At 64.3% G+C, this 18,838-nt stretch carries 13 protein-coding genes and 1 pseudogene; 5 read left to right on the top strand and 9 right to left on the bottom strand.

The genetic code is table 11. The annotated features are described in order from the left end of the window. Window positions 1-7 precede the first annotated feature (7 nt). On the top strand, window positions 8-2,245 hold the full coding sequence (locus tag ACYG9R_RS03440) for a mannose-1-phosphate guanylyltransferase/mannose-6-phosphate isomerase (protein ID WP_023824216.1): 2,238 nt from the start codon (window positions 8-10) through the stop codon (window positions 2,243-2,245). A gap of 189 nt (window positions 2,246-2,434) precedes the next feature. On the opposite strand, the gene betB is transcribed toward ACYG9R_RS03440, so the two are convergent. From betB to betI, 5 genes are read right to left on the bottom strand one after another with little or no spacing between them, the layout of a single operon-like run. Further along, entirely contained in the window at window positions 2,435-3,898 is a 1,464-nt protein-coding gene (gene betB, locus ACYG9R_RS03435) for a betaine-aldehyde dehydrogenase (protein ID WP_023824215.1), read from the bottom strand. 34 nt (window positions 3,899-3,932) lie between these two features. After that, entirely contained in the window at window positions 3,933-5,585 is a 1,653-nt protein-coding gene (gene betA, locus ACYG9R_RS03430; RefSeq protein ID WP_023824214.1) for a choline dehydrogenase, read from the bottom strand. A gap of 3 nt (window positions 5,586-5,588) precedes the next feature. Beyond that, window positions 5,589-6,593: a threonine/serine dehydratase gene (locus ACYG9R_RS03425; RefSeq protein WP_023824213.1), complete on the bottom strand. Its 1,005-nt coding sequence runs from the start codon at window positions 6,591-6,593 to the stop codon at window positions 5,589-5,591. Next, window positions 6,590-8,119, bottom strand: coding sequence for a choline-sulfatase (gene betC / locus ACYG9R_RS03420; RefSeq protein ID WP_023824212.1), 1,530 nt, complete (start codon window positions 8,117-8,119; stop codon window positions 6,590-6,592). The genes ACYG9R_RS03425 and betC overlap by 4 nt, the downstream gene beginning before the upstream one ends. Window positions 8,120-8,127: 8 nt before the next feature. Beyond that, entirely contained in the window at window positions 8,128-8,718 is a 591-nt protein-coding gene (betI, locus tag ACYG9R_RS03415) for a choline-binding transcriptional repressor BetI (protein WP_023670745.1), read from the bottom strand. 189 nt (window positions 8,719-8,907) lie between these two features. On the opposite strand from betI, the gene ACYG9R_RS03410 reads away from it, so the two are divergent. After that, window positions 8,908-10,074, top strand: a complete 1,167-nt coding sequence (locus ACYG9R_RS03410; protein WP_023824211.1) for an acetyl-CoA acetyltransferase — start codon at window positions 8,908-8,910, stop codon at window positions 10,072-10,074. 28 nt (window positions 10,075-10,102) lie between these two features. After that, complete coding sequence (locus tag ACYG9R_RS03405) at window positions 10,103-11,107, top strand: asparaginase (RefSeq protein WP_023735549.1); 1,005 nt, start codon at window positions 10,103-10,105, stop codon at window positions 11,105-11,107. On the opposite strand, the gene ACYG9R_RS03400 is transcribed toward ACYG9R_RS03405, so the two are convergent. Continuing rightward, window positions 11,100-12,455 carry a TIGR03808 family TAT-translocated repetitive protein gene (locus ACYG9R_RS03400; RefSeq protein ID WP_023698160.1) on the bottom strand — a complete coding sequence of 452 codons (1,356 nt, stop codon included), beginning with the start codon at window positions 12,453-12,455 and terminating at the stop codon, window positions 11,100-11,102. The genes ACYG9R_RS03405 and ACYG9R_RS03400 overlap by 8 nt on opposite strands. 139 nt (window positions 12,456-12,594) lie before the next feature. Here ACYG9R_RS03400 and greA point away from each other — a divergent pair, with 139 nt between their 5' ends. Continuing rightward, window positions 12,595-13,068: a transcription elongation factor GreA gene (gene greA / locus ACYG9R_RS03395; protein ID WP_023670749.1), complete on the top strand. Its 474-nt coding sequence runs from the start codon at window positions 12,595-12,597 to the stop codon at window positions 13,066-13,068. A 111-nt stretch (window positions 13,069-13,179) separates the two neighbouring features. On the opposite strand, the gene ACYG9R_RS03390 is transcribed toward greA, so the two are convergent. The 3 genes from ACYG9R_RS03390 to ACYG9R_RS03380 all read right to left on the bottom strand — a co-directional run bounded on the left by ACYG9R_RS03390 (window position 13,180) and on the right by ACYG9R_RS03380 (window position 16,935). Continuing rightward, entirely contained in the window at window positions 13,180-13,311 is a 132-nt protein-coding gene (locus tag ACYG9R_RS03390) for an AbrB/MazE/SpoVT family DNA-binding domain-containing protein (protein ID WP_023732052.1), read from the bottom strand. Between the two features lie 64 nt (window positions 13,312-13,375). Then, complete coding sequence (gene scpA, locus ACYG9R_RS03385; protein WP_023821052.1) at window positions 13,376-15,496, bottom strand: methylmalonyl-CoA mutase; 2,121 nt, start codon at window positions 15,494-15,496, stop codon at window positions 13,376-13,378. Then, window positions 15,493-16,935: a methylmalonyl-CoA mutase subunit beta gene (locus ACYG9R_RS03380; RefSeq protein WP_027050027.1), complete on the bottom strand. Its 1,443-nt coding sequence runs from the start codon at window positions 16,933-16,935 to the stop codon at window positions 15,493-15,495. The genes scpA and ACYG9R_RS03380 overlap by 4 nt, the downstream gene beginning before the upstream one ends. Window positions 16,936-17,284: 349 nt before the next feature. On the opposite strand from ACYG9R_RS03380, the pseudogene ACYG9R_RS03375 reads away from it, so the two are divergent. Further along, window positions 17,285-18,825: pseudogene (locus ACYG9R_RS03375) on the top strand (helicase HerA-like C-terminal domain-containing protein). The last annotated feature ends 13 nt before the right edge of the window (window positions 18,826-18,838 follow it).

Raw genomic sequence — 18,838 nt, 5'->3', positions numbered from 1 at the left:
ACCTTTCATGAGCGAGCGCATCGTCAGTTTTGTCATGAGCGGCGGTGTCGGCTCGCGGCTGTGGCCGCTGTCACGCGAGGACAACCCGAAACAGTTCCACGATCTCTCCGGCGACGGCTCGATGCTGGCCAAGACCTTGCGCCGGCTGACGGCGCGGCCGGAAGGTGAGACGCCGATCTTCCTGATCGCCGCCGAGCGCCATGCCGAGCGTGTCCATGCCGACCTTGCCGGACTCGACCTCGCCGGCGGTGGCCCGCTGTTCGAGCCGACCGGGCGCAACACGGCTGCCGCCGTGGCGCTGGCCGCGCTGCGCACATTGTCGGAGTTCGGCGACAGCCTGGTGCTGGTGGTGCCGTCAGACCACGAAATCGCCACGCCCAAGCAGTTCTGGCAGAGCGTCGAGGCGGGCAGCCAGGCAGCGCTTGCCGGCCGTCTGGTGGTGTTCGGCATCAAGCCGGCGCAGCCCGAGACCGGCTATGGGTATATCGAAGTCGCAGCCGAAAGCGGCGGCGTCTTCGACGTGTCGCGCTTCGTCGAAAAGCCCGACCTCGCCACTGCGCAGAGCTATCTCAGTGCGGGCACCTTCTACTGGAACACCGGCATTTTCCTGTTTCGCGCCGGCGCCATGCGCGACGCCTTCGCCACCTTCCAACCCGACATCTGGCAGGCCACCGAAACCGCCTACAAGGCGGCAACGAGCGACCTGTCCGGCCTCTATATGCCGCTCGACCTCTACGCCGCCATCCCGTCGAACTCGATCGACTACGCCATCATGGAACGGGCCAAGGACATCGCGATGGTGCCGGCCGGCTTCCGCTGGAACGACCTCGGCTCCTGGCAGTCGCTGCTTGATGTCGGCCCTGCCGACGCCAAGGGCAATGTCGTCGTCGGCGATGTCGTCGCCATCGATTGCGAGAACTCCTACATCCGCAGCGACGGCCGGCTTTTGTCGGCGATCGGCATGAAGGATGTCGCCATCGTCTCGACCGCGGACGCCACCTTCGTTGCCCCGGTCAGTCACAGCCAGCACGTCAAGAAGATCGTCGAGCAGCTGGAGAAATCGGGACGGCTGGAAACCAGGTTTACGCCGGCACACGACCGCGTCATCGAGAGCGGCGCCTGGCGTCGGCGCGTGCATCACTGGCTGTTCGAGGAGACCTTGCCGCTTTGGTCGACTTCAGGCGTCGATGAGCGTCATGGCGGCTTCCACGAGGCGCTCGGCTTCCACGGCGAGGCGCTGTTGAAGCCCAAGCGCATGCGCACGACGGCGAGGCAAGTCTACGCCTTCGCCGTTGCCAAGGCCCGCGGCTGGGACGGTCCAGCCGATCGCCTGATCTCCCATGGCATCGCCTTCATGGCCGGCAAGGGCCGCACGGACCGGGGCGGCTGGGTGCGCACGCTCAATGTCGACGGCTCCGTCGCCGACCCAACCGAGGATGCCTACGACCATTCCTGCGTGCTGCTGGCGCTGGCGCATGCGCATATGTGCGGCAATCCGGATGCGCTGCGGCTGGGCCAGGAGACCTTCGTGTTCCTCGACGCGCATCTCGAGGACAGCCGCATGACCGGTTTCCTCGAGACGTCGGACGGGGAGGGCGAGCGGCGCTCCAACCCGCATATGCATCTGCTCGAGGCCTTCCTCGCCTGGTATGAGGCGACCGGCGACCGCACCTATCTGCGCCGCGCCGCGCGCATCATCGACCTTTTCCGCAGTCATTTCTTCGATGCCGAGAGCTGGACGCTGGGCGAATATTTCGACGCCGGGTGGAAGCCGGCCGCCGGCGAGAAGGGCACATGGACCGAGCCCGGCCATCATTTCGAATGGGCCTCGCTGCTCACCGATTTCGTCGCCCGCAGCGGCCAGGGCGAGTTGAGCAATTTTGCCCGCAAGCTCTACGCCTCGGCCATCGCCAACGGCCTCAACCGCGCCACCGGCCTTGCCTACGGTGCGGTCTCCCGGCAGGGCCTGCCGCTCGACCTCGTATCGCGCAGCTGGCCGCAGGCGGAAGCGATCAAGGCGGCGATTGCGCTGGATGGCTCGGGCGGTCCCGACCTCAAGCCCGAAATCGAGGCGCGCGTCGGCCGGCTATTCCGCTGGCACATCGACCCGGCGCCGCTCGGCCTGTGGATCGACCGCATCGACGAACGCGGCCGCTCCTTGGCATCGGACGTGCCGGCCAGCATCTTCTATCATCTGGTCTGCGCGCTGACGCAGTATCTTGATGGGACAGCGCAGAAGGGGTGAAGCGTTGGAGCTGCCAATCTCCCCCCTTGCGGGGGAGATGCCTGGCAAGGCAGAGGGGGGTGCTGTCCCGCCGACGTCTCAGCTACTCGAAGATCAGACCAAAGGTTGGCGATCCGTCACACCCCCCTCTGGCCTGCCGGCCATCTCCCCCGCAAGGGGGGAGATCAGCTGTCACTTCGCTTTCAACCCTCAATACGGGCTCGCTACATCCCCGGTCTCGACATACACCGCCTTCAGCTGCGAATAGAGCGCTAAAGCCGCCAGCGAGTTCTCGCGCCCGATGCCGGATTGCTTCACCCCGCCAAACGGAATTTCCACCGGCGTCAGATTGTAGGCGTTTATCCAGCAGGTGCCGGCCTGCAGTTCGGCGATGACCCTATGGGCGCGCTGCAGGTCGCGGGTGAAGACGCCGGCGGCGAGGCCGAATTCGGTGTCGTTGGCGCGGTCGATCACCTCGTCCTCGCCGTCGAACTTCAGCACGCTCATCACCGGCCCGAAAATCTCCTCGCGCGCAATGCGCATCGTATCGGTGACACCGGTGAACACGGTTGGCTCTACAAAGAAGCCGCCATCGAACCCTTGCAGCGACGGCACGTTGCCACCGCAGGCGAGCGTTGCTCCATCCTGCCTGCCGGCCGCGATGTAGGAAACGACCTTCTCCTGCTGCGCCTTGTTGACCAGCGGCCCCATCTGCGTCTCAGGATCGAGCGGATCGCCGATGCGGATCTTTTTCGTCCGCTCGACCAGCCGGTCGACGAAGCGGTCATGGATGCCGCTTTGTACGAAAACACGCGTGCCGTTGGAGCAGATCTGCCCGCTCGAATAGAAATTGCCGAGCATGGCGCCGCCGATGGCGTTTTCGAGATCGGCATCGTCGAACACGATCAGCGGCGACTTGCCGCCGAGTTCCATCGTCGCATGCTTCATCTTCGAACCGGCGAGCGACAGCACCTTGCGGCCGGTCGGCACCGAGCCGGTCACCGAAACCTTGGCAACGACATCATGGCCGACGAGGCCGGCGCCGACTTCGCCATAGCCTTGCACGACGTTGAACAGCCCGTCGGGCAGGCCCGCCTCTGAGTAGATCTCGGCCAGCGCCAGCGCCGACAGCGGCGTGTTCTCCGAAGGCTTGAATACCATGGCGTTGCCCATGGCGAGCGCCGGGGCGGATTTCCAGCCGGCGATCTGGATCGGATAGTTCCAGGCGCCGATGCCGACGCACACACCGAGCGCCTCGCGGCGCGTATAGGCAAAAGGTCCACCAAGATCGATCGCCTCGCCGTTGAAGGCGGCAACCGCGCCGCCGAAATATTCGAGGCAGTCGGCGGCCGATAGTGCATCCGCCACCAGCGTCTCCTGGATCGCTTTGCCGGTGTCGAGCGTCTCGATCCGCGCCAGATCGGCGTTGCGCGCGCGCAAAATGTCGGCGGCGCGGCGCAGGATGCGGCCACGCTCGACCGGCTTCATCCGCGCCCAGGCCGGTTGTGCGGCCCGCGCAGCTTCGATGGCGAGTTCCAGCACGTTCGGCGTCGCCGAATGCAAGGTGGCGATGATCTCGCCGGTCGCCGGATAGATCACCGGCAGCGGCGCGCCGCCTTCGTCCTCGATGTAGCGGCCGTTGACATAGTGCGATGCCGTTGGCTGGGCGCGCATATGAATTCTCCAATGGTCTTGGCCGGACAATGCCCTATCGATCCGCCACCTGCCAGCGCGGATTGATCCAGGGTTCCTGGTTGGATGGCGCCAGCGGCGTGCGGCCGAGAATGTGGTCGGAGGCCTTCTCGCCGGTCATGATCGACGGCGCGTTGAGGTTGCCGTTGGTCACCCGCGGGAAGATCGAGGAGTCGGCGACGCGCAGGCCGTCGACGCCGATGACCCGGCACTCCGGATCGACCACGCTCATGATGTCGTCGGCGCGGCCCATCTTGCACGTGCCGCACGGGTGGTAGGCACTCTCGGCATGATCGCGGATGAAGGCGTCGAGATCCTCGTCCGACTGGACGTGCGAACCCGGCGAGATTTCCTTGCCGCGAAAGCCGTCAAAAGCCTTCTGGCCGAAGATCTCGCGGGTCAGCCGGATGCAGTGGCGGAACTCGGTCCAGTCGTCTGGATGCGACATGTAGTTGAAGCGGATGACCGGCGTCGCTTTCGGGTCGGGCGAGCGCAGCGTCACCGAACCGCGCGACTTCGACCGCATCGGCCCGACATGCGCCTGGAAGCCATGCGCCTTCGCCGCCGCCTTGCCGTCATAGCGCACCGCCGCCGGGATGAAGTGGTACTGGATATCGGGGTAGTCGACACCGGCCTGCGAGCGCACGAAGGCCGCGGCCTCGAAATGGTTGGTGGCGCCGAGGCCGGTCTTGAACAACAGCCACTGCGCCCCGATCAGCGTCTTGGAGAATGGGTTGAGAACCGAATTCAGCGTGATCGGCTGGGTCGATTCCTGCTGGATGTAGAGCTCCATATGATCCTGCAGATTGCGGCCGACACCGGGCCGGTCGGCCACGACCTGGATGCCGTTCTCCGTGAGATGCGCGGCCGGGCCGATACCGGATAGCATCAGGATCTTGGGCGAATTGATCGACGATGCGGCGACGATCACCTCACGTCGTGCCTTAACGACCTGAATCTGTTTGTGAGCTTCGATCTCGACTCCGACGGCACGCTGATTCTCGATGATCACCCGGCGGGCGAAGCCTCTGATCACGCTGACATTTTGCCGCTTGAGCGCCGGCTTCAGATAGGCTGACGCAGCCGACCAGCGGCGGCCGCCGCGAATGGTTTGCTCCATCGGTCCGAAGCCTTCCTGCTTCGAGCCATTGTAGTCGTCGGTCAGTTCGAACCCGGCTTGGCGGCCGGCCTCGACAAAGGCGCCGTAGAGCGGATTCTTGCGCGGGCCACGCTGGACGTGCAGCGGGCCGCCGTGGCCGCGCCAGCCGTCCTCGCCGCCGTCACTGTCCTCCATGCGCTTGAAATAGGGCAGCACGTCGGCGAAGCCCCAGCCGGCCGCCCCCTGTTCGGCCCAGTGGTCGAAGTCGCGTGCGTGGCCCCTGACATAGACCATGCCGTTGATCGAGGACGAGCCGCCGATCACCTTGCCGCGTGGCGTCGCCAGCACGCGGCCGCCGAGATGCGGCTCCGGTTCGCTGGCAAAGCCCCAGTCGTAAAGGCTCATGTTGAGCGGGATCGACAGCGCCGACGGCATCTGGATCAGCGGCCCGATATCGGTGCCGCCGAACTCGATGACGATCACCGAATGCTTGCCGTCTTCCGACAGCCGGTAGGCCATGGCCGAGCCGGCCGAGCCGGAGCCGATGATGACGAAGTCTGCTTCAAGCATGGTTCACATGCGCCCATCGTTCATATGCGAAATAAAATCGGCGAGCGAGACATTGCCGCCGGTAGCCACAACCAGGACCGCTTTACCCGTCACATCCACCTTGCCGCCGAGCAACGCCGCCAGAGAGGCGGCGCCCGATGGCTCGAGCACCAGCTTCATCCGTTCGAAGGCGATCTTCATTGCCCGCCGCACGGAGGCATCATCGACGGTGATGCCGCGCACGCCGGCGGTCTTGACCGCCGCAAACGGCGCGTCGCCCGGCCGCCGCGACATCAGCCCGTCGCAGATCGACTTCGGCGCGATCGGCATGGTCTCGATGGCGCCATGCGCTAGCGATGAACCCATGCCGTTGAAGCCTTCCGGTTCGACGCCGATGATCTCGGTTGCCGGCGACAGATAGTGGAAGGCGAGCGAGACGCCGCCGATCAGCCCACCACCGCCGACCGAGCAGAACAGAAGGTCGGCACTGGCGTCCTTTGCCTCGAGTTGTTCGAGCGCTTCGAGCCCGGCGCCGGCCTGGCCGGCAACGATCTCCGGATCGTCGAATGGATGCAGCAACGCCAGCCCTTCGGTCTCGGCAATCTCGCGGGCCTTGGCGGCTGCGACCTCTTCACGGGCGCGCTCGCCATGATCTGTCAGCACGACGCGCGCGCCATAGCCTACGGTCGCATCGCGCTTGGCGGCCGGCGCGTCGATCGGCATGACGATGGTGACGGGAATGCCGAGCGCCTGGCCGGCAGCCGCCAACCCTTGCGCGAAATTGCCGGAGGAGTAGGCGACGACGCCTTTTCTGGCCTCATCCGGCGACAGCCGCTTCAACCGCCAATAGGCCCCGCGCACCTTGAACGATCCCGCCCATTGCAGCGATTCCGACTTGATAAAGACGCGGGCCGCACCCGTCTCCTTGGCCAAGGCTGTCGATTCCAGCAAAGGCGTGATCTGCGTCGCCTTCGACGTCACGGCATAGGCCTGTCTGAGGTGCTCGAGGGAGGGGACAATTGTCATCATTCGCCTCGCGGAAAGCGTTTCTGTTCCTCGAGATTGTCGAGGTTCATGTGGTTGCGCATGTAGCGTTCCGACGCCTTCTGCAGTGGCTGGAATTCCCAGGGGTAATGCGTGCCGTTGCGCAGCACGGGATAAACCACCCAGCGCCGCGCCTGGCTGACGCGCACCGCGGCATCGAATGCCGTCATGTCCCAGCGCGCTCGCACGGCTCCCGTGAAGGCCGCCACCAGATCGGCATGCGCCGGATCGGTGGCAAGATTGGTGCGTTCTTGCGGATCGGCTTCGAGATCGAACAGAAGAGGCGGGTCGATCTCGCAATGGATGAATTTGTAGCGGCCGTCGCGGATCGCCACCAACGGCGCGTTGGAGCCCTCGGCGGCATATTCCATCAGCACCGGCGCGGTGCGCTGTCCGCCATCAAGCAACGGCAGCAGCGACTGGCCATCGGTCCACGGCGCGATGGCAGAGATGTCGATGCCGGCGAGATCGCACAGTGTCGGCGTCACGTCGAGGTTGGAGACCGGCGCCTCGACCAGCCCGGCAGGAATACCCTTGCCGGCGATCATCAGCGGCACCCGCGCCGAACCTTCGAAGAAGTTCATTTTGAACCACAGGCCGCGCTCGCCAAGCATGTCGCCATGGTCGGAGCAGAACAGGACGACCGTGTCGTCCAGCATGCGCGTGCGTTCCAGCACCGACACCATCTCGCCGACCTTGTCGTCGAGATAGGAGATGTTGGCGTAGTAGCCGCGCCGCGAGCGGCGGATCTGCTCGGGTGTGATGTTGAAACTGTCGTAGTCGCTGGCCCGGTAGAGCCGCTGCGAATGCGGGTCCTGATTGGCATAGGGGATGAATCCCACCTCCGGCTCAAGCGCCGGACAGTCTTCATAGAGATCCCAATATTGCCGCCGTGCGACATAGGGGTCGTGCGGGTGGGTGAAGGAAACCGTCAGGCACCAGGGCCGGCTGGCCTCGTCCTCGGAGGTGCGGGCAAGATCGTAAAGTTTTTGCACCGCGTGGAAGGCGACCTCGTCGTCATACTCCATCTGGTTGGTGATCTCGGCAACGCCGGCGCCGGTGACAGAGCCCAGATTGTGATACCACCAGTCGATGCGCTCGCCAGGCTTGCGGTAATCCGGCGTCCAGCCGAAATCGGCGGGATAGATGTCGGTGGTCAGCCGCTCCTCGAAACCGTGCAACTGGTCAGGGCCGACGAAATGCATCTTGCCCGATAGGCAAGTGTAGTAGCCGGCGCCGCGCAGATGATGCGCATAGGTCGGGATCGAGGAAGCGAATTCGGCGGCGTTGTCATAGACCTGGATGCGCGACGGCAATTGCCCGCTCATGAAGGCGGCGCGGCCCGGCGCGCAAAGCGGCGAGGCCGTGTAGTTGTTGCCGAAGCGCGCCGAGCGTGCGGCCAGCGCCTTGAGATGCGGCACATGCAGGAAGTCCGCCGGCCCGTCCGCAAACAGCGTGCCGTTGAGCTGATCGACCATGACGATCAGGATGTTGGGTCGCCTTGATATCACTGAGGCTGTCACTGTGTCTGTCGCCCGCCGAGTTTGATTTCGAGATAATCTTCGACCAGCGCGATCGCGGTTTGAGCATCCGGCACGCCGTCCTTCAGCGCGCGCCTGATGTACAGCCCGTCGATCATCGCCGCGACCGCTTCCGCCGCGCGGTCGGCTTCGTTGCGCGGCAGTATGCCGATCAGTCCGCTCATCAGGTTGGAATGCAGCCGCCGCGCATAGACCCTGAGCAGCCGGCGCAAGGCCGATGATTTCTGCGCCTCGACATAAAAGGCGAGCCAGGCCGCGATGGTTTCCGGCCGGAACTGGATGTCGGAGAAGTTGACGGCGACCACCGCCGAGACGCGTTCGCGCGGCGAGCCGGCGGATTGCAGGGCACGCCGCATGTCGATGGTCAGTTCGGCCAGAATGTGCCGCATTGTCGCCAGAAGGAGCTCGTCCTTGGCGCCGAAATAATGATGGGCGAGGGCTGAGGATACACCGGCACGGCCGGCGATCTCCGACATGGTCACATCAAGCGAGCCGCGCTCGCCGATCGCCGAGATCGTCGCGTCGATGAGCGCCTTGCGGCGCAACGGTTCCATTCCGACTTTCGGCATTGGGGAGATCCAGATCAAAACAGAGATTATTTTTTATTGACGGATCAATCAATAAAAAACTCGCGCTCGGATCAACCGATCGTGTCGCTCTGGCCCATCCCTTGGACTGGAAAACGGTTCACTGTTGAACAATATTAGAGGCTGATGCCGCGCTATGACATGTTAGGCTTGCGGCGAACGGAGGTTGCCATGACCGGATGCATCGTCGGCTGGGCGCATTCGCGCTTCGGCAAGCTTGAAGGCGAGACGCTCGAGGGCCTGATCACAAAGGTCGCGGTCGACGCGCTCGACCATGCCGGCATTGGCCCGGACGAGGTCGACGAGATCGTGCTCGGCCATTTCAACGCCGGCTTCTCCCCTCAGGATTTTACCGCCAGCCTGGTGCTGCAGGCCGATGACCGGCTGCGCTTCAAGCCGGCGACGCGGGTCGAGAACGCCTGCGCCACGGGTTCGGCAGCGGTCCGCCAAGGCATCCGCGCCATCGACGCCAATGCCGCCCGCATCGTGCTGGTGGTCGGTGCCGAGCAGATGACGACGACGCCCGGCCCCGAGATCGGCAAGAACCTGCTCAAGGCTTCCTATCTGCCGGAGGAGGGCGACACGCCGGCCGGCTTTGCCGGCGTCTTCGGCAAGATCGCGCAGGCCTATTTCCAGCGTTATGGCGACCAGTCGGACGCGCTGGCGATGATTGCCGCCAAGAACCACAAGAACGGCGTCGACAATCCGTACGCGCAGATGCGCAAGGATTTCGGCTACGAATTCTGCCGCCAGGAAAGCGAGAAGAACCCCTTCGTCGCCGGTCCGCTGAAGCGCACCGACTGCTCGCTGGTCTCCGATGGTGCAGCCGCCCTTGTGCTGACCGACACCTCGACGGCGCTGAAGATGCGCCGCGCCGTCGCCTTCCGCGCCAACGAGCATGTCCAGGATTTCCTGCCGATGTCGAAGCGCGACATCCTGTCCTTCGAAGGCTGCGAACAGGCCTGGAACCAGGCGCTGAAAAAGGCCGGCGTGACGCTCGACGATCTCTCCTTCGTCGAAACACATGACTGCTTCACCATCGCCGAATTGATCGAATATGAGGCGATGGGCCTGGCCAAGCCCGGCGAAGGCGCCAGGCTGGCGCTGGACGGCACGACGGCCAAGGACGGCAGGCTGCCGGTCAATCCTTCGGGCGGCCTGAAGGCCAAGGGCCATCCGATCGGCGCCACCGGCGTGTCGATGCACGTCTTATCTGCCATGCAGTTGACGGGCGAGGCCGGCGGCATCCAGGTGCCGGGCGCAAAGCTCGGCGGCATCTTCAACATGGGTGGCGCTGCCGTCGCCAACTACGTTTCCATTCTCGACCGGATCAGGTAGAAGCGGCCCGTATTTTTGGGGCGTGGTGATGACAAATCCGGTTCTGGTCGAGGTCTTGCGCGGCGCGATCGTCGAGAGCGTCCATCGCGGCGCTGTCGCAATCTTCGACGGTGACGGCAAGCCTGTCCTGGAGATCGGCGATACGGCGCGGCCGGTGTTTCCGCGCTCGGCGGTCAAGGCGATCCAGGCGCTGCCGCTGGTTGAAACGGGTGCTGCCGATGCGTACGGCTTGGGCGACCGCGAACTGGCGCTGGCCTGCGCTTCGCATTCGGGCGAACCCGCGCATGTCGAACTGGCGCAGGCGATGCTGGCCAAGGCCGGGCTCGACAAGTCGGCGCTGGAATGCGGCGCGCATTGGCCGTCGAGCCACGACGCGACGATCGCACTGGCCCGCACAGGCGTCTCGCCGAACGCACTGCACAACAATTGCTCGGGCAAGCATTCCGGATTTCTCTGCACCTGCGTGCACTCAGGGATTGCCCACCAAGGCTACGTCAAGGCAGGCCATGGTTTGCAGGAGATGGTGCGCGACGCCATGCAGGCGGTGACCGGCGCTGCCCACGATGCGGATCACCGGGCAACCGATGGCTGCTCGATTCCCACCTATGCCGTGCCGCTGAAAAGTTTTGCCCTTGGCTTTGCCCGCATGGCGACGGGCAGGAGCTTTGGCCCTGAGCGCGCCAAGGCGGCCAAACGCCTGCTGTCTGCCTGTATGGCCGAGCCTTTCCTGGTCGCCGGCACCGGCAAAGTGGATGTGGCGCTGATGCAGGCCGCGCCCGGCCGCATATTCGTCAAGACGGGCGCCGAGGGTGTCTATTGCGCTGCCGTTCCGGAGCTTGGCCTCGGCATCGCGCTAAAATGCGATGACGGCGCCGGCCGCGCCGCCGAGGTGATGATTGCCACTGTGCTGGCAAAACTTCTCAGCGCCGACGGCGCACTGGCGGCGAACCTTCTGGAGCGGGCCAATCCTCCGATCGAAAGCCGCATTGGCGCCAAGGTCGGCTCGCTGCGGCCGACGACGACGCTCAGCTGACCCTGTTTCGCTCGACCGTCAGGTGCGCATAGCCGCTATCGCTCGACCGCGCGAGGTCGCCGGTCGCCGGTTCGGCCCAGCGCTGGCCGATGATGGCGCCGTTCTTGGCGCCGTCGATGACGTTGTCGGAAATGATGGCGTTTCCAGCGCCTTCTACCACAGTGACGGCGATGCCGGTTCCGGCCTGACGGATGATGTTTCCCGTCGCCACAACATTGCGCATATAAGCGCCCCAGCCGATCTGCATGCCGTAGAGCGGCGCGTTCTCGATGACATTGCCCGAGACGGTGGTGTCGGCCTCGACGCTGATACCGACGCCGAAGCCCGGCGCGTCGGCGGGGTAGGGGCCGGTGGTCGAGAGGTTGCGCATGATGTTGTTTGAGCAGACACCCATACGGCCGCCGTCGTTGAAATTGACGATCGAGATGCCGTTAGCGGCACCATCGACGATGTTGTTGCCGATGATGGCGCCTTCGAAGGAGAATTCGGAATAGAGCGCGGTTTCGCCCGACCGCGAGCAGGTGTTGCCGGTCATCTGCAGATTGCTGGAACTGTTGGCGCGGATCGCCGAGAAGGCGCAGTCCGAGACGATGTTGCCGGTGACCGAGACATTGCCGGCACGGAAGGCGTTGATGCCATTGCCGTTCTGCCCGGTGCCGCCGCCGCGCGCGCCGATCCGCTGCACGCGGTTGCCGCTGACGATCGTGCCGTCCTCGGCCTGCTGCCAGCGATGCACAAGAATGCCGCCATTGCCACAGTCGGATACGGTGTTGTCGGATATCGCCAGGCCAGCGGCCTCGACGGAGTAGATGCCGGCGTCCGCAGCCCCCGAAATCTCGGACCGCTCGATGCGGCCCGACGCATGCTCCAGCGCCAGCCCATGCTTGCCGCTGCCGGTGATCGTGCAATTGTCAATGACGAGATGGGCGACGCGGCGCAGGTCGAGCAGGCCTTGCGCATCGTCGGCCAACCCGCCGTTGGCGCCGTCGAAGACCAATGCGGTGAACTCTATATGCTCGGCCTGTTCGGCCGTCAGCAAATGGCCATTGCCGCCATAGAGGATGCGCGAGGCGCCCGGCACGCCCGAAAGCCTGACGCGGGCGGGCAGGGTCAGGTTGGACACGACATAGGTGCCCGGCGGCAGGAACACCGGCGCATTGCGCTGGCTTGCCTCGGCTAGCATCGTGGCGAAGGCCTTGCTCTGGTCGTCCGGTGCGTCCGGCTCCACGCCAAGCTCGGCGGCATTGATCGAGCCAAGCGCTGCCGTCTTCGCCAAGGCGTTGTCCAGCGAAACGCCGAGCACCGCAAAGCCGACAGTCCCCTTGAGAAGCGTTCGTCTGTTCAACATCGGCACAGATCCCTGCGATGAAATGGTTCTTCGCAGGAATTGGGCCAGCCGCATAGGTCTCCGCTCGGCGATAGTCCGACCAATGACCGGGTCCGCCAAGTGGCTTGTACAGTCGCCGAAGCGGGCCTAAGTTTATCCGATGAGCAGGGCTTTCACCCGCGAGGAAGACAGCGAAAACGCCATTGCCGGCATCGGCGAGCGGCCGATCAGCCAACACCGCAATCTGGTGACGGAGCGCGGCCTGGCGATGATCGAGGACAATCTGGCCGATCTGCGCGACATTTTGGCGAAAGCCGAGCGAAAAGCCGATCGCGAGCGCATTGCCGTCGTCTCGCGCGACCTGCGCTACTGGACAGCGCGCCGCGAAAGCGCCGAGCTTTCCGTGCCGGAACCGGGCAGCGACCAGGTGCGCTTCGGCATGGGTGTCACGCTGGAAAGCGATGACGGCAAGAAAGTGCACTGGAAGATCGTCGGCGAGGACGAGGCCGACCCCTCAAAGGGCAGCATCTCACACGTCTCGCCAATGGCCGTGGCGCTGTTCGGCAAGAAGGTCGGCGACGTCGCAAGCGTCAACGGCAAGGAATGGGAAATTGTCAAGCTGTCGGACGCCTGACGCCAGCTCACCCTATTTGCACAGCCAGCTTTCGCAACGCGGGCTCATACTTGTCCATGACATCGCGAGCAGCACGTATTTGCCGTTCGACGTCGTCACACGGCACCGGCCTTAGGATGATGCCGTCGTGGTTTCGATGATCTGGAGTTCATCGCCCACTTGCAGGCTCAAGCTGTCGAGCGTTTCCCGCGGCAGGATTACAACGCCCGATCCGTCCTCAAGTCCGTGAATGATGGTGTTCATAGCTATACCATAGGTTGCGCCCGATATTGTAACGCAACTTTGATAAGCAGTGCAACTGTTTCAATCAGCTCGCCAGCAGCCGGTCCAGCAACCGATCCGCAGCCTCCGGGATAACCGTCCCTGGCGGGAAGATTTCCGCGGCACCCGCTTCCAGCACTGCGCCGTAATCCTGCGGCGGGATGACGCCGCCGACGACGATCAGCATGTCGGGGTGGCCGAGTTTCTTCAGCGCATCGCGCAATTCGGGGATCAGTGTCAGGTGCCCCGCCGCCAGCGACGAGGCGCCGATGATATGGACGTCCTGCGCCACCGCCAGCCTGGCGATCTCGTCGGGTGTCTGGAACATCGCGCCGACCGTCACGTCGAAGCCGAGATCGGCGAAGGCCGTGGCGATCACCTTCTGGCCACGGTCGTGGCCGTCCTGTCCCATCTTTGCGACCAGGATGCGCGGCTTGCCGCCGGACTTCTTCTCGAAAGCTTCGAGCTTCTCCAGCAATCGGCCGACCGTCAGATTGTCGCCAAGCGCATTGCGATAAACGCCGGAGATCGTTTGCACCGAGGCGACGTGACGGCCAAAGACCTTTTCCAGCGCCAGCGAGATCTCGCCGACCGTGGCATAGGCGCGCGCGGCGCGGATGGCAAATTCCAGCAGGTTTCCGTTACCCTGCGCAGCGCGGGTCAGCGCATCGAGCGCGCTCTCGACCGCGCCGACATTGCGCGTGCCTTTGAGGTTCTGCAGCTTCGACAACTGTCGGGCCCTGACCTCGGCATTGTCGATCTTCAGCACGTCGACCTCGATGTTGTTCTCGGGGCGATGCGCGTTTACGCCAACCAGTATCTGCTCGCCGGAATCGATACGCGCCTGCGTGCGCGCCGCCGCTTCCTCGATGCGCAGTTTTGGAATGCCCTGTTCGGTTGCCGCCGCCATGCCGCCAAGCGCCTCGACCTCTTCGATATGGGCGAGCGCACGCGCCGCCAGATCATGCGTCAGCCGTTCGACATACGCCGAGCCGCCCCATGGATCGATGATGCGGGTGGTGCCGGATTCCTTCTGCAGGATCAACTGCGTGTTGCGGGCGATGCGCGCCGAGTGGTCGGTCGGCAGCGCCATCGCCTCGTCGAACGAGTTGGTGTGCAGCGACTGGGTATGTCCCTGCGTCGCCGCCATCGCCTCGATCATGGTGCGGGTGATGTTGTTGTAGGGGTCCTGCGCCGTCAGCGACCAGCCGGAGGTCTGGCAATGGGTGCGCAGCGACAGCGAGCGTTCATCCTTCGGTGCAAAATTCTTCTGCATCAGGGTCGCCCACAACATGCGCGCCGCGCGGAGCTTGGCGATCTCCATGAAGAAGTTCATGCCGATCGCCCAGAAGAAGGAAAGCCGCGGGGCGAAACGGTCGATGTCGAGCCCGGCGGCGACGCCGGCGCGGGCATATTCGATGCCGTCGGCGATGGTGTAGGCGAGCTCCAGGTCCGCGGTCGCGCCGGCCTCCTGCATGTGATAGCCGGAGATCGAGATCGAATTGAACTTCGGCATGTGCTGGGAGGTATAGGAGAAGATGTCAGACACGATCCGCATCGAGGGCTTCGGCGGATAGATGTAGGTGTTGCGGACCATGAACTCTTTCAGAATGTCGTTCTGAATGGTGCCGGCGAGATCCTTCTGCGCGACGCCCTGTTCTTCGGCCGCAACGATATAGAGCGCCATGATCGGCAGCACCGCGCCATTCATGGTCATCGACACCGTCATTTCGTCGAGCGGGATGCCGTCGAACAATTGCCGCATGTCGAGGATGGAATCGATGGCCACGCCCGCCATGCCGACATCGCCTGATACACGCGGATGGTCGCTGTCATAGCCGCGATGTGTGGGCAGATCGAAAGCGACCGAAAGGCCCTTTTGGCCGGCGGCGAGATTGCGCCGGTAGAAGGCGTTGGATTCCTCGGCCGTCGAGAAGCCGGCATATTGCCGGATCGTCCACGGCTGCTGGACATACATGGTCGGGTAGGGACCGCGCACGAAGGGCGGCATTCCCGGATAGGTGTCGAGATGCGGCAGCCCCTTGAGATCGCCCTGGCCGTAGAGATGCTTGACGGCGATGCCTTCCGGCGTCAGCCGCTGGCCCTTGACCTCGACCGGCGCGCGCCGTGGCGCCGACCAGCCAATGTGGCTGAAATCCGGGATCACTGTGCGGCTCCGATTGCCTGGTCGATGCGGACGGGAAACAGCGCCTCGCACACCGCCACGCCCTCTGTGAAAGGCGGCCGCCGCTCAGCCGCCAGCGTCTCGACCGGGGCATCGTTTTTCAGCGGGTAAAGCGTGGTGCCGATGATTGCCCGTTCACCCGACCGGTAGGCCTCGGCGCGGCGCTCGGATGCTGCCTTCACGCGCTTCTGGATATGCCCTTGCTGCAGGCTTGCCAGAACGCCGCCTTCCGCTTCGATCCGCTGGAACTCTTCCCACGCCGCTTCGCACAGGCCCAGGGTCAGCGCCTCGACTGCGCCCGACCCAAATGCTGGGTCGGCGACATGGTCGATATGGCTTTCATTGGCCATGATCAACTGCGCATTGCGGGCGATGCGGCGGGCAAAGCCGGCCGGCAGCCCGAGGGCGATGGTGTGTGCCAGGATGGAGATCGAGTCCGCGCCGCCTGCTGCCGCTGCAAAGCTGGCGATGGTGGTGCGCAGGATGTTGGTTTCGGGATCCGCCGCCGTCATCATGCGGAACGACGTCTCGGCATGGATGTTGGCTGTCGATGCCGGGATGGAACAGGTTTCCTGGATGCGCGCCCACAGCCTGCGCAAGGCCCGGACCTTGGCCATCGACAGGAACTGGTCCTGGTCGACGCTCAGCGCAAAGCCGATATGGGGAGCGGCATAGACAAGCGGCTGGCGCGCATCCTCGAACATCCTGAGGTATGACACGGCGGAAGCGAGCATGGTGCCGAGTTCCTGCGCTTCCGTGGCGCCGGCATTGTGGAACACCCGCCCGTCGGCCTCCAGCAGCACACCCGGCACGCCCAGCGAGAAGAAATGCGCCAGCGATTGCGGCATCGATGCCTGCAACGCCTCGATCGACATGCGCAGCCGGCCGGTTCCGGCAAAGATTGCCGCCGGGTCGATGCCGAAGGAGAGGTTCAGCTTTGCCGGGTCGGAGCGGCGCTTGCTCAGGAACGCCACCAGCCAGTCGGCGACGGCACGGCTCCAGGGATGGGCGTCGATGCGGATCTGCGTGCGGTTGAGCGGTACGCCATCCAGCACCGTTTCCAGCGCCTGCGCCGTCCTTGGCAGGCCATAGCCGAACGCATTCGGAGCACCCTCGAAGACAAGCGACAATCCCGTCGCGCCTTGTGCCACATCGTCCAGGGCCTGCGCCTTGGCGCGGCCGATATCGGGATCGTCAATGCGCTGGCTGACGATCCAGGGCAATTTGGGGTTGGCGCGCACAAGCGGCTCGGCGCCGGCGGCGCGATCGTAGAGCGGTTCGATGCGAATCTGATCGTCGGTATGTGAGACCAGTTTTTCCTCGAAGGAGGCGCCGGCGAGCGCCTTTTCGGCCAAGGCCAGCCAACGCTGGCGCTCGACGTCAGCGGGTTCGATGCTCCTGGTCAAGGCTCCGGCGCCCATCCATGTTCCTCGTTTTTATGCGGCCGCACCAGCGTCAGCCGTCCAGTCTACGGTTCCCTGCCAGATATCGCAATGCAATGCGCTTGCGCGGTTGGGATTCGCTTCCCTGACATAGGGCAGCCTGCGTGGACGAACCATGGAACGATTGCCAAACAGCGGCAAAATCCGCAAGTTCCAAAAACCGATTTGGAGGATTGGTTCAATTTAGACGATTGGCCCAATCTGGATGAATAGCCAACTGGATGGATAGCCCAATTGGAGAATAGCATTGTCGCTGCGCAATGGCCTGACTATACCCTGCGGCACGGCCACAGGCTTTTAACACATCAGTTTGCGGAGACATGGTCATATGGCTGACGACACCTGCATTTTCCTCGGCGCCAGCCGCAAGCCCGACGACAGCTATCAGCGCGCCGAACAGCTCTTGCTGCAATATGGGAACCGCCATGGCCTGATCACCGGCGCCACCGGCACCGGCAAGACAGTCAGCCTGCAGATCCTGGCCGAGGGGTTTTCCAATGCCGGCGTGTGTTCTGCGCCGATATCAAGGGCGACCTGTCCGGCATTGCCATGATGGGCAAGGCGCAGGATTTCCTGGTCAAGCGGGCCGAGCAGGTCAAGCTCGACCCTTACGACTTCCAGGAATTCCCGGTCATCTTCTGGGACCTGTTCGGCGAGCAGGGCCATCCGATCCGCGCCACCGTCTCGGAAATGGGGCCGCTGCTTCTGTCGCGGCTGATGAACCTCTCCGAAGCGCAGGAAGGCATCATGAACATCGCCTTCCGCATCGCCGATGAGGATGGCCTGCTGCTGCTCGACATGAAGGATCTGCAAGCACTGCTGGCCAACATCGCAGCGCGCGCCGACGAGATCAGCTCGCGCTACGGCAATGTCACCAAGCCGTCGGTCGGCGCAATCCAGCGCACGCTTCTGGTGCTGGAACAGCAGGGCGCGGCGCATTTCTTCGGCGAACCGGCTTTGCGCATCGCCGACATCATGCGCACCACCCGCGACGGCCGCGGCGCCATCAGCGTGCTCGCTGCCGACAGATTGATGATGAACCCCAGGCTCTACGCCACCTTCCTGCTCTGGCTGATGTCGGAGCTGTTCGAGGAATTGCCCGAGGTCGGCGATCCCGAAAGGCCGAAGCTGGTGTTCTTCTTCGACGAGGCGCATCTGCTTTTCGACGATGCGCCGAAGGTGCTGATCGACCGCGTCGAGCAGGTGGTTCGCTTGATCCGTTCGAAAGGCGTCGGTGTCTATTTCGTCACGCAGAACCCTTTGGACATCCCTGAAAAGGTTCTCGCCCAGCTCGGCAACCGTGTGCAGCACGCGCTGCGCGCCTATACGCCGCGTGAGCAGCAGGCGGTCAAGACCGCCGCCGACACCTTCCGGCCCAATCCCGATTTCGACTGCGCCACCGCCATCACCCAGCTCGGCACCGGCGAGGCGCTGGTCTCGACGCTGGAGGTCAAGGGCGTGCCGTCCATGGTGCAGCGGACATTGATCCGGCCGCCATCGTCTAGGCTTGGCCCGATCACAGCGGACGAGCGCCGCAAGCTGATCGACCAGAGCCCGGTCGCCGGCCAGTACGACCAGACCATCGACCGCGAATCGGCCTTCGAGATGCTGCAGAAGAAAGCCAGGGATGCGCAGGACGAGCAGGCGCAGCAGGCCGACAGCGGGCGCTCGCGCTGGACCATTCCGGGCTTCGGCAATGACGATCCGCCGCCGCAGCAATCAGGCGGTCGCCGCGCCCCTGCACCACGGCCGTCCAACCGCCAGACGGTGGCCGAAGCCGCGATCAAAGCGGTGGTGCGCTCGGTCGGCTCGTCGGTCGGCCGCGCGATCGTGCGCGGGATTCTGGGCAGCCTGTCCAGGGGGCGGTAAAAGGCATCAGCCC

This window comes from Mesorhizobium sp. RSR565B (assembly GCF_054719465.1).
Note: the sequence above shows the minus strand (reverse complement) of the source record. Positions and strands in the feature narration are given on the sequence as shown.

Coding starts and splice junctions, on each gene's coding strand:
- betI (WP_023670745.1), bottom strand. CDS start 8,718: ATGCCGAAAGTCGGAATGGAACCGTTGCGCCGCAAGGCGCTCATCGAC.
- betB (WP_023824215.1), bottom strand. CDS start 3,898: ATGCGCGCCCAGCCAACGGCATCGCACTATGTCAACGGCCGCTACATC.
- ACYG9R_RS03380 (WP_027050027.1), bottom strand. CDS start 16,935: ATGGGCGCCGGAGCCTTGACCAGGAGCATCGAACCCGCTGACGTCGAG.
- ACYG9R_RS03390 (WP_023732052.1), bottom strand. CDS start 13,311: ATGAACACCATCATTCACGGACTTGAGGACGGATCGGGCGTTGTAATC.
- ACYG9R_RS03410 (WP_023824211.1), top strand. CDS start 8,908: ATGACCGGATGCATCGTCGGCTGGGCGCATTCGCGCTTCGGCAAGCTT.
- ACYG9R_RS03440 (WP_023824216.1), top strand. CDS start 8: ATGAGCGAGCGCATCGTCAGTTTTGTCATGAGCGGCGGTGTCGGCTCG.
- betA (WP_023824214.1), bottom strand. CDS start 5,585: ATGCTTGAAGCAGACTTCGTCATCATCGGCTCCGGCTCGGCCGGCTCG.
- ACYG9R_RS03400 (WP_023698160.1), bottom strand. CDS start 12,455: ATGTTGAACAGACGAACGCTTCTCAAGGGGACTGTCGGCTTTGCGGTG.
- ACYG9R_RS03425 (WP_023824213.1), bottom strand. CDS start 6,593: ATGATGACAATTGTCCCCTCCCTCGAGCACCTCAGACAGGCCTATGCC.
- ACYG9R_RS03405 (WP_023735549.1), top strand. CDS start 10,103: ATGACAAATCCGGTTCTGGTCGAGGTCTTGCGCGGCGCGATCGTCGAG.
- greA (WP_023670749.1), top strand. CDS start 12,595: ATGAGCAGGGCTTTCACCCGCGAGGAAGACAGCGAAAACGCCATTGCC.